The organism is Pseudoxanthomonas sp. CCNWLY206-1 (assembly GCF_039710385.1).
Taxonomy (GTDB): Bacteria; Pseudomonadota; Gammaproteobacteria; order Xanthomonadales; family Xanthomonadaceae; genus Pseudoxanthomonas_A.
In genome coordinates this window covers 200623-211654 of sequence record NZ_JBDKXI010000001.1, presented here as the reverse complement: position 1 = coordinate 211654, position 11032 = coordinate 200623, and the positions used below count along the sequence as shown (strand labels likewise).

The 11032-nt window shown below is 60.0% G+C and carries 10 protein-coding genes; 3 read left to right on the top strand and 7 right to left on the bottom strand.

The features are described 5' to 3' along the window. Positions 1 to 139 precede the first annotated feature (139 nt). Positions 140 to 502 carry a DUF6164 family protein gene (locus tag AADW18_RS00920; RefSeq protein ID WP_337341470.1) on the bottom strand — a complete coding sequence of 121 codons (363 nt, stop codon included), beginning with the start codon at positions 500 to 502 and terminating at the stop codon, positions 140 to 142. Between the two features lie 179 nt (positions 503 to 681). Here AADW18_RS00920 and AADW18_RS00915 point away from each other — a divergent pair, with 179 nt between their 5' ends. Beyond that, positions 682 to 1110 (top strand): FKBP-type peptidyl-prolyl cis-trans isomerase, encoded by a 429-nt coding sequence (locus tag AADW18_RS00915; RefSeq protein ID WP_337341469.1) that lies wholly within the window; start codon positions 682 to 684, stop codon positions 1108 to 1110. A gap of 188 nt (positions 1111 to 1298) precedes the next feature. Here the strand turns inward: AADW18_RS00915 and AADW18_RS00910 are convergent, their stop codons facing one another. Next, positions 1299 to 2930 (bottom strand): serine hydrolase, encoded by a 1632-nt coding sequence (locus tag AADW18_RS00910; RefSeq protein ID WP_337341468.1) that lies wholly within the window; start codon positions 2928 to 2930, stop codon positions 1299 to 1301. Positions 2931 to 3024: 94 nt separating this feature from the next. Between AADW18_RS00910 and AADW18_RS00905 the strand changes: the two genes are divergently transcribed. Continuing rightward, a complete protein-coding gene (locus AADW18_RS00905) occupies positions 3025 to 4275 on the top strand; it encodes a TIGR03862 family flavoprotein (protein WP_337342088.1) in 1251 nt (416 codons plus the stop codon). Between the two features lie 259 nt (positions 4276 to 4534). On the opposite strand, the gene AADW18_RS00900 is transcribed toward AADW18_RS00905, so the two are convergent. Continuing rightward, a complete protein-coding gene (locus tag AADW18_RS00900) occupies positions 4535 to 4879 on the bottom strand; it encodes a RidA family protein (RefSeq protein ID WP_337341467.1) in 345 nt (114 codons plus the stop codon). Between the two features lie 197 nt (positions 4880 to 5076). Next, a complete protein-coding gene (locus AADW18_RS00895) occupies positions 5077 to 5718 on the bottom strand; it encodes a DUF998 domain-containing protein (protein ID WP_337341466.1) in 642 nt (213 codons plus the stop codon). Positions 5719 to 6176: 458 nt separating this feature from the next. Between AADW18_RS00895 and AADW18_RS00890 the strand changes: the two genes are divergently transcribed. Then, complete coding sequence (locus AADW18_RS00890) at positions 6177 to 7274, top strand: diguanylate cyclase (RefSeq protein WP_337341465.1); 1098 nt, start codon at positions 6177 to 6179, stop codon at positions 7272 to 7274. Positions 7275 to 7535: 261 nt separating this feature from the next. Here the strand turns inward: AADW18_RS00890 and AADW18_RS00885 are convergent, their stop codons facing one another. From AADW18_RS00885 to AADW18_RS00875, 3 genes are all read right to left on the bottom strand, one after another. After that, entirely contained in the window at positions 7536 to 9356 is a 1821-nt protein-coding gene (locus AADW18_RS00885) for a GGDEF domain-containing protein (RefSeq protein ID WP_337341464.1), read from the bottom strand. A gap of 33 nt (positions 9357 to 9389) precedes the next feature. After that, positions 9390 to 9671, bottom strand: coding sequence for a hypothetical protein (locus AADW18_RS00880; protein WP_337341463.1), 282 nt, complete (start codon positions 9669 to 9671; stop codon positions 9390 to 9392). A 350-nt stretch (positions 9672 to 10021) separates the two neighbouring features. Then, positions 10022 to 10813 (bottom strand): SAM-dependent methyltransferase, encoded by a 792-nt coding sequence (locus AADW18_RS00875; RefSeq protein ID WP_337341462.1) that lies wholly within the window; start codon positions 10811 to 10813, stop codon positions 10022 to 10024. Positions 10814 to 11032 lie beyond the last annotated feature (219 nt).

The window sequence follows — 11032 nt, the reverse complement described above, 5'->3', positions numbered from 1 at the left end:
TGTGCATGGTTCCCGGAGCAGCCGAGCAAGCTCGGCTCTACTTGGACACTTGGCCATTCGCTACCGTCTGCCGTTGCGACGGCCTCATCGCTGCTGACTCTGGGCTACCGCGGGGCGCAGCTCGGCTCTACAGGGCACCTCAGAGCAACATATACGGCAGCGCCAACGTCAGGCCCAGCACCAGCAATATCGCTACCAGCATGCCAATGACGTATCCCGGGCGCTCCCGTAACAGGCTGCCGAAGGTTTCCCCCCTGCCCTCGCGCAGGGCCGCTTCGCGTTCGGCCCGCATGCGGGTACCGCGCTGCGCTTGGTATTCGCTCATCAACGCCTTGGCCCGCTCCAATTGCTCCGGCTGGGAAAGCCAGATGCCGCCGCTGGAAATTCCCCACGGACTGGCGACCGTCTCGTAGTAGGCAATGTGATGCTGATCCAGCAAGGCGCGGACTTCAGCAGCCTCGTCATCGGGCACGTTACGCAGGTTCAGAAGCAGTTTTGACATGGGTGCATGGTAACCGTGATGGCCGTGAGTGCCGACATCCTGCACAACTCCCGTAGGAGCGGCGTCCCGCCGCGAGCTCGCGAGAGTCCTGTCCTCCCCACCACCTACGGAACAAAAACGAACCACCACCCATGAACTCGATAGGTTACCCTTCGCGCTCCCGAATTCCGGCCTTTCCCATGCGCGCTCTGTTGTTGTCCATTGTCTTCCTGCTTTCCGCTTGTACGCCTTCCGCTCCGCCACCCACAGGCAGCGTGGCGGAACTGCAACGTATCGACCAGCAAGCGGGAACTGGCGCCGTTGCTGTTGCCGGCAATGACGTCACCGTCCACTACACCGGCTGGCTATACGACGAAAGTGCGCCGGAAAAGCGCGGCCAGAAGTTCGACAGCTCCGTGGACCGCGGCGAACCGTTCACCTTTCTGCTGGGGGCCGGCCAGGTCATTCGCGGCTGGGACGATGGCGTAGCCGGCATGAAAGTCGGCGGCAAGCGCGTGCTGTTGATCCCGTCCGATTACGGCTATGGCCGCGAAGGTGCGGGCGGCGTCATTCCTCCCGGCGCCTCATTGGTGTTCGAGGTGGAACTGCTGGACGTGAAACCACACTGAATACAGCAATCTTTGTTGTTGTGGGAGCGACGTAAGTCGCGACCGTGAAGGCATTTAGACACGGATCAATGCAGCTAAACACGGATAAATCCGTGTCACTTTTATCAAGTTCTGTTCGCATGGATCCGTGCCCATTACTCTTTTGAGCTTACGGTCGCGACTCACGTCGCTCCCACAAGAAGCATTTCTTAGTGCCCTGACGACTTCCCCTCCGGCGTCAGCCGAAGATCATGGAAATCGAAGCTGAAGTCGGTCAATGGCGATATGGCTTCCATTCGCGCTTCGCGGATGGTGCCATCCGGCTTCAGGGCAAAGGTCAGGAACGCATCTGCGTTCAACCAACGCTCTCGCCAGCGCACAACAAAAGTGTCCTGTTGCCAATGCGACAGATCACCCACCAGTTGCGGAGTGCGGCTGAAGCGCATCACCAGCTTGCTTCCTTCACGCGTGATGGCCACGTCGCCGTACCACGGGTCGCGTAACTTTCCCGCGTAAGCAGACAGTGGCCGCGAAGGCCTGGACGCCGTATCGCGCGCGGCCAGCAGCTTCTTCCATTTCTCGTCAGCATCGCCCTTTTGCAGCGCTACCGCAGCCGCGTAGGCACTCAACCAATCGGTTGCCGGCGCTTCGAGGAAGGCATCCACTATCCGCAGAGTTACCGCGTTGAACGCCGCCCCCACTTCCTGGTTGGTCAGCACCACGACGCCTAGTTTCTGTTCCGGAATCAGCGTTACCCGCGACACCATGCCCGGCCAACCGCCCGTGTGCCATACCATTTTCCGGCCGCGATAATCCGATAGCACCCAGCCTTCGCCGTAGCCCAGAAAATTGGGCCGCGCGGCTTTCAAGGCTTCTACTTTAGGTTCCGTGATGGGCATCGGCGTGACCATCGACCACATCGCCTTATGCCGCGCGTCACTGAACAAACGGCGCTCCTGTTCGCCTTCCCCGGCGTACACGCCGCCGTCCAGTTGCACCCGCATCCACCTGGCCATGTCGTGCGCGCTGGAGTAGAGGCCACCGGCGCCCGCGACGTTCGACCATGTCATCTGCGGGGCGGCCTGCAGGTCCTTGAAATCGGCCTTGGCATAGCCGGTGGCGAAGTTGTCGCCGGGCTTCAACGCGTCACTGTTGTAAAGCGTCTCGCGCATGCCCAGTGGCTGCAGAATGCGTGTATGCAAGAACTGCTGATAACTCTGCCCACTGACTTTCTCTATCACCTGCTGCGCTACGCCGTACAGGATATTGTCGTACGCATACTGGCCGCGAAAACCCCCGGCCAGCGGCACATCGCGCAACCGGCGCGCCACCTCTTCGTTGCTGTAGGTAGTGGTCGGCCAGAACAACAGGTCGCCGGCGCCCAGTCCCAATCCACTACGGTGCGCCAACAAGTCGCGCAGCCGCATCTCGCGGGTCACGTAAGGATCGGCCATGCGGAACCACGGCAGATGATCGATGACGCGATCATCCAGGTTCAACTTGCCCTCGTCGGCCAGGATCGACAGGGAAGCGGATGTAAAAGCTTTGGTGTTGGATGCGATGGCGAACAGCGTATGCGCGTCCACCTTGGCCGGTTTGTCCAACTCGCGAACACCGTAGCCGCGCTCCAGCACCACCTCTCCATCTTTGACGATGGCCACCGCAATCCCCGGCACATCGAATGTCTTTCGTACCGATTCCACATAGGCATCGAGATCCCGCAGCGACTCCGGCAACTCTGATGGCTGCACCGCTTGGGCAGCGGCGCTCGCGGACCAGGATGCGAACAACAGAAGAACGGCGGTGGCGGCGCGGCGTGCGGAAAAGGTCTGGGGGATCATCGAGGCCCAAAGTCTTGGAGAACCAGCCGGCGACGATACGTCATACCACCTGCGCCGGCATCTGCCGGTGGTCATCGTCGCGCATAATGTCCGGATGCATGAGAACAATACCGCTCCACGCCTCGCCATCGTCGGCGGCGGCCCCGCCGGACTGATGGCCGCGGAAACAGCACGAGCCGCCGGGCTGGCGGTGGACCTTTATGAAGCCAAGGGCTCGGTGGGACGGAAGTTTCTGATCGCCGGCAAAGGCGGCTTGAACCTCACCCATTCCGATCCCTTCGATGTTTTCGTTACCCGTTATGCCGAACGCAGTAAGCAGGTCGCAAGCTGGTTGCGCGATTTTGACGCGGGGGCGTTGCGCAAATGGGCAGCCGGATTGGGCGTGGAAACATTCGTCGGCAGCTCCGGGCGAGTTTTCCCGCAGGACCTCAAGGCGGCACCCTTGCTGCGTGGCTGGGTGCGCCGCCTGCGTGAACAAGGCGTGCAATTCCATGTGCAGCATCGTTGGCTGGGCTGGACCGCAGACGGTCGGCTGAAATTCGCAACCTCCGAAGGCGAACAGACCGTGCAGGCCGACGCGATAGTGCTGGCGCTGGGCGGTGGCAGTTGGCCGCAACTGGGTTCTGATGGCGCTTGGCAGCCGCTACTGCGAGAACGCGGTGTGGACGTCGCACCATTGCTGCCTTCCAACTGCGGCTTCGATGTCGGCTGGAGCGAACACCTGGCCAGTCGCTACGCAGGCGCCCCGCTCAAACCCGTGGTCGCGTATTGGCGCGACCAACACGGTATTGAACATAGCCAGCAGGGCGAATGCGTCGTCACCGCCACCGGCATCGAAGGAAGCCTCGTCTACGCGCTTTCTCCCACGCTGCGCAATGCAATCGCACGCGACGGCCAGACGACCCTTCACCTGGACCTGGCGCCCGGGCGCGACGAACGTCGACTGCAGCGCGACTTGGGCAAGCCGCGCGGGTCGCGAAGCTTCAGCGAACACCTGCGTCGCGAAGCCGGCCTGACCGGCGTCAAGGCGGTGTTGCTGCATGAAGTACTGGACAAGCATCAGCTCACCGACACAGCTGCCGTAGTCGAGACCATCAAGCGTCTGCCGCTGGTATTGAAACGGCCGCGACCGATAGAGGAAGCCATCAGCAGTGCTGGCGGCGTATGCCTCGAAGACCTGGATGAAAATCTGATGGTCGCCAGCCTGCCAGGCGTGTTCGCCGCGGGCGAAATGCTGGACTGGGAAGCGCCCACCGGGGGTTATCTGCTTAGCGCGTGTTTTGCCAGCGGCCGTCTTGCCGGCCTGGGTGCCGTGGCTTGGCTGGCGGAGCAATCACGGCTGTAATTCTATGGCGGCGGTTGGTCGCCCGCAGTGGCTGCGGCAGGATCTGAAAGACCCTTGCACGCAGCGATGCGGGGCGTGCAAATAAGATAGCTTTGCCGCTGTTGCTTTTAGGTTATCGTTCGACAGCAGTTTTATTACACGAAGGCCGCGTGACAGGTGCCGCCGTAGGAGCGACGTCCCGCCGCGAGCTTTTCCTGTCCGATCGCGATAAAGGCGGAAGAGCTCGCGGCGGGACGTCGCTCCTACGAAGTCTTTGCCTTTACACCGCCGCGGTCACCACGATCTCGATCAGCCAATGCTGGCTCGCCAGCGCCGCTTGCAGCGTGGCGCGCGGTGGCGCATTGCCTTCGGGCACCCAGGCTTCCCAGACTTCGTTCATCGGCTCGAAATCTATCAAGTTCTTCAGGAAGATTTCGGCGCGCAATATCTTGGTCTTGTCGGTGCCGGCCCGCGCCAGCAGCGCGTCAATGGAAGCCAGCACTTGTTCGGTCTGACCGCGGATGCCGGTCGTGGGATCCTCGGCTACTTGCCCGGCCAGATAGACCACACCGTTGTGGACCGCCATCTCGGACAATCTTTTGCCCACATCGAATCGTTGAATCATGGCATCACCTCTTTGGTTGTTGCCGTCAGCTTAACGCCGAGACTGCGAGATCAGGTAAAGGCTTTATACCAGGGGCTGCCATGACCATCTTTTGCCCTGCTACTTCCTCAGGAGCCGCGATCCTCGGCATAGCACCGCGCTTCGTAGAGCCGAGCCTGTTGCATACCTTTGGAGGACTCGACCGCTCTTCAGGGGGACTAAGCACCGTCCGTCCTACCCGGACGAAGCCACAGGCGAGCGGCAGCCGCCGACATCGCCAGGACGATCATCAGAATGAGCGTCTTCTGTACCTTGGCTCCGGACGCCGGCGGCCAGAGCACATGCAGCCATAACACCGCATAGCAAGCCAAGGCCCACAGCAATGCCAGCGGGAAGTATCTGCGCCAGTCCGCGTCGCCACGGAACCGCCAAGCCTGCAACACCATGCCGGTACCGACCAGGAGAAACGCGGAAGAAGCCGCAAGGCCATGGACGAAGCGGTGCAGGTCCGGCGCCCGTTCGGGTAACCAGGAGTCGCCGATCGACACGGCGCTTAGCGCCACCGCGCCGGCCGTCAACAACAACAACGGGGCAGCGCTGCGGGCCCGTCGCTCCAGGTCGGCGTACAACCCTACCGCCAGAACCACGATGGCCAGCGACAGCACGCAGTACATAATTCTCAACCACAACCCAAAAGGGCCGAGCAAGTACCGGCTAAGTGTGGCGCGTTGCCAATCCAGATCCACGCGCAAAAACTGCAATGTAATGGCCGTTGCCAAGAAGGCGGCGCTGCACAACAGTGCCATGCCTCCGACCCGCTGGATGGAAAAGCCGTGCTCGGCCGGCAAGCTATCGCTCATTCTGTATCGCGCCCGATGTTTTGAAAGGGAGTTTGTCCTAAAGCAGCTTCGCAGGATGAGTCGGCCGTAGCGGGTTGACCAGTCTTCGGCTGTTGGAGCCGACAAGTCGTCCCATGTGAGACAGCCACTGGCGATAAAAAGGGAGCTTGGTTGTAGAACCGTGCCATGGTGCACAAAAGCAACGGCCTATTGTCCCAAATCGGCTTTGACAGAGAGCGACGGCAAGCTATGTTTGCTACAACCCGATGACTCGCTGCCCTAGTGTGATTGCCTTTCCGGATACCTTCTTTGCAAGCCGGTCGGCGTTCTGGCCCAGGGATTGCATCTGCCAGCATCGCAAGAGACGGGCTCAATGTTCCCGTTCTCCGGGCGATATCCTGCCCATTGCGATACGGAAGTTTTCTATATGATGCTCTCAGCCTGGGAGGCTGACGTTTGATGGAGAGTCAACGGTACCCATGACCTCGTCCGCCCAATACCCCACCGACGAAAGCGGCGACGCCCATCGCCTGCCCCGCCGGATCTATCGGCTGCGCGTGCTTGGCATGGCGCTGGCTTCACTTTGCATTGCGGCGGTGCTGCACGAGAACCAGGCCCCGCCGACTTTCTGGCTGTGGTTACTGTTCACTGGCCTGGTCTGGCCGCAGCTGGCACTGCTGGTAGCCACTCGCAGCGAAACGCCCTACCACGCGGAAATCCGCAACCTGCTGTTCGACTCCACGCTGGTAGGCATGTGGGTGGCGCTAATGCAGTTCAACCTGCTGCCTAGTGTCCTGCTCATCACCCTGGCGACCGTGGACAAGATCAGCACCGGTATCCAACGGCTGTGGCTGTGGTCGTTGGGCGCGATAGCGTTGGGCTGCATAAGCGCTGGCTTGTTCACCGATTTCGCATTCCAGCCAGTGACCAGCATGCAGGTGCTGCTTGCCTGCCTGCCCATGCTGCTGATCCATTCCATCGCCGTCAGCCGGGCCAGCTATCGGCTGGTTCGCGAGGTCAAACGGCAAAACCGCCTGCTGGACGAACTGAGCCGTCTGGATGTGCTGACCGGTCTGGACGGCCGACGGTACTGGCTGACACAAGCCGAATACATACTTCAGCATCGGCATGACAGCGGTGAAGCCGCCACACTGCTGATGATCGATGTGGATCATTTTAAATCCATCAACGACACCTATGGCTCCACGGTTGGCGATGAGGTACTGCGAGCCGTGGCGACGGTGATCCGTGGGAGCATTCGCAACATCGACAAGGCGGGTCGATTCGGCGGCGATGAGTTCGGGCTGGTGCTGCAAGGCACCGGTGCGCAGGCCGCACGGATCGTGGCCGAACGCATCCGTCACGGAGTGGAATCGATCACCATGCCCGACATATCCGAGCTGCGCTGTACCGTCAGCACAGGCATAGCCGAGGCAACGGAGGGCGATGCGGAACTACTTGATTGGCTGGAAGCGGCCGGCGGCGCCTTGTACCGGGCGAAAACCGGAGGGCGCAATCGAGTGGTATGCCAATCCAACGGACTGGATGGACCGCGCATAGAAAACGCCACACGCTGATGCGGCAGATCCAGGCGCCTGCTTCTCGTAGAGCCGAGCTGCACCCCGCGATAGCACCGAGTCAGTAGCAATCATGCCGTCGCAACGGCAGGCGATAGAGAATAGCCCGCGCTTCTCGTAGAGCCGAGCTTGCTCGGCTGCTCCTTCCGGCCGATCCAGGCAAGCCGCTTCTCGTAGAGTCGAGCTTGCTCGGCTGCTTCTCCTGGGAAACCCCGGCGTCAGCAATACCGAATCCGGCCGAAGCACCGGCGCCAAAAACAACTAAGAGCGGAGGCTTTCCAACCGCTCGTCATGGCGATGCGGCAGTTCCAGCACGTTGCTTGCGCCTTCGTGCAGCGGCGCAAGCGCGCCCTCGAACATGCAAACGCGGTTGCGGCCCAAGTGCTTGGCGCGGTAAAGCACCTTGTCGGCATGCGACAGCAGCTTGGCCAAGCTATATCCGGACAGCGCGCTGGAGGTAACGCCGAAACTGGCGGTCACGGCAAAGGTATGGCCGGTCTCGCGGCTATCGATCTGGGCCAGGCGCACGCGGCAATCTTCCGCCACACGCGTCGCTCCACGCAGGTCGCAGCCGTACATCAGGATGGCGAATTCTTCCCCACCCAGCCGTCCCAGCACGTCAATGCGCCGGCAGAAACCCTTGCAGGCGTCCGCCACTTGCTTGAGCACCCAGTCACCGGTCTGGTGACCGTAGCGGTCGTTGACCAGTTTGAAATGATCCAGGTCGAACATGATCAACGACACTTCCTCACCCGCGCGCGCGCATTGAGCCAGCGCGCGTTCCGCCTGCAAGGTGAAATGATGACGATTGCAGACCCCGGTCAACGCATCGGTTTCCGCCATCTGCTTGAGTGACAACTGCACCCGCTTGATTTTGTAGGCCCAATAACCGATCGAAGCCACCAGCATCACCAGCAACATCACGATCAACCGAGTGTTCTGTGCGGACTTCTGGTCGAGCTTGCTTTGTAGCTGGAGGACTTGATTCTGCTTGTCCAGCAAACTGATTTGCTGGCTTTTTTGCAGGGTTTCCTGGCGTACGATCTGGTAGGCCATCTCTCTGGCCTTAATTTCGTTGAGGTAAGCCTTATCCGCTTCGGCATAACTCTTGTAGGCCGACAGTGCTGTTTGCGTATCGCCGCGGCGCTGCGCGATTTCATACATAGTTTTGTTTGCGCTCGCCAAAGTCAGGGAGCTATGAATGCTTGTATTCAGAGCAATGGCGCCAAGCGCATATCTCTCCGCAGCGACCGTCTCTCCTTTTTCAAGCATAAGCTCAGCCAGCAATGCCTTTACCTCGCCAACCAAATGTTGATAGCGCGTGGCCTCAACCTCGGGCAAGTGCCTTTCCAATAATGAGATGGCCATTTCCCGCTGACCTTCGGCCGCCCATTTTCTGGCCAAGGTAATTCGGATGAAATTGGCCGCGGCGTACTCCCGAAGCTGCAAACATTGGTCAATTGCTTCGTTGAAGACAGTCTCATCGCCAGGCAAGATAGCCAGGTTCTGCAATGCCTGCAGCTTCACCTGCCTCGCTAGACAATACGTACGGCCTGTCGGTTCGTCGCCCAAGATTCGCTCGGCGTAATGCAGCGCCACCTTATGCTGTCCGATCTGGCTATGTATAAGCGCTGCCACGCCCAATCCCTGATGCCGCAGCTCGCTTGACCGGACACGATCCATAAGCGCCAGCGTTTCCTCCAACTGGCGAAGACCTTCGACGAACTGCCTGTTGAGCGCGTGCGCGTTTACTATTAATGCGCCCGCACGGAACTTCATATCAAAGTTGGTCGACACAGCGATCAGCTGACGAGCTTCCGGAATCGCCTGCTCTGGCCGGCCTTGGAAGACGCGCGCATAAGCATTGAGGTATTGCAATTGCTCCTTTTGAGGAGGGCTTGCCTTTTCTTCCCGTGCATTGAGCTGCCCGAGGATTTCCTGGAATGCTTTTGGGTCGGAGCTACGAGCGGATTCTGCTTGGCGTAGGCGCTTTTCGAACCAATCCGAACCCATGGCTTCGAGGGGCAGCAATGCCGCCCCCAAACCCATCACCAAGCCGATCATGAGGCTGCGCACAAACATATCCGCTCCTTGCCGCGCTCGCGGCGTACGGCACTATTCCGTTGCCGGCGGTTCTTCTTCCGCGGGTTGTTCCGTGTCCGACTGGTCATCCTCTTTGCGCATAGGCGCTTCATCGGGCGACCACACCATGCAGGCCATCGCCGGACGTGCGTCTAGCAAGCCGCCTAGCGCAACAAAATTCCTATCCAACAAGGCTTGCCTTTCTTCATCTCCAACTTCGAGAGAGCCCACTAAGTTCGCATAATCTGCGGCAGATACATTGCCGAACGCCGGCTGGCGGCCAAGCGATTCCATAAATCGAATAGTCTGCGACATCAATTCCCCCTACCAATTCAAATAGCCTACGAAATTATGGCTAGGACAAGGATCTACATCCCTTTATCTTCCGCCCACAAATAGCATTTGATTTACAATCAACCAACCCGACGGCTCAGCCCCCAGCTACTACCCTATCCTGCCGGGCGCTTCCAGTCATTATGCCGGGTTTACTCCCCCTTGGGACACATGGCCTTGGCGGCCGAAAACCGATGCTAGTAATGGCCTGTAATCGGCGAACAGCACTGGAAAGGCGATGATGTGCTTGGTCTGCCCACCCCTTACCAGCTTATTGGACCTCCTAAGCTTGCCGGTCCCGTAGTCAATGAACAAGGCAGCTGGACATCAGGTCAGCCGTTCTCCTGCAGTCCCGCCAGTCGGTCCATTATGGCCTGATTGATCTGCATGGCCCGGGCCGGGGGTATCACCAATGTTGTTGCCTGAGTTAGCTTGATCGCCGTCAATTCAAAAAGTCGCATGCGCTCTGTGCGGGGCGACGCAATGGGCAAGGTAGCGGCCTCATAAGCGATCACTTCATGATCTTGCGGGTAATCCTGAGCCAATAGTTCTACAAGCAATTGACGAAAAGCCGCCCCTGTTGAAAACCGGGCCAAGGTCCGATCACCAGCTACCCCTACCTGCCAAAGAATCAGGTAAGCCGAGGGATCGATGCGACGCTGATAGAGCATGAACTGAGTCGCTTCGTAATGTTGGCAGCCGAAGGTTCCCGGATCGATGCCCAGGTCCGCATACAGGCAATCCTCCGCCGACACGGCAGCTTCCATCACCGCGTCAAAACCTTCCGCACGCGCCTGCGCAATTGCCCTGTGCGGAACCAACGCAAACACACCGGGATGGCCGTAGAAGGCACCGCAGACCTGCCGGCCTGCACGGACCTCCGCCAGCATCGCTTCCACCATTTGCCTGTAGGTCTCGCTGCGCGGCTTACCTTCCCGATAAAACGGCTGCAAACTGCGCACGTCAGCGTGCATGTCCTGCACCCACAACTCCACCAGCGGGTCCGATGCCGCGACAAAAACTACGTCTGCCTGCTCTATGTGGTTGCGAGAACGCGGCGCCAGATGCGCACCCAGCGTCATCCCCACCCCAACACAAGCCAACGCCCCCCTTTTTGCGCCCACAGTCCCGTCCGAATCAAATAGCCCAGTAAGCAAGAGTGCCCCAAGCCGGGGACTCGGGCAATGACGGATTACCCGTGTCGGTGCTGCGGATGATAGTGGCCTACGGTTACCGACTGGGTACCTGATAAACCGAAGAAGGGCAGGCGCACCATGCTGCATCGCAGCTTTCCCCAATGGCCGATGGTCGCGGGTGTCCCGCAGTGGCCTACTGCGGCGGTC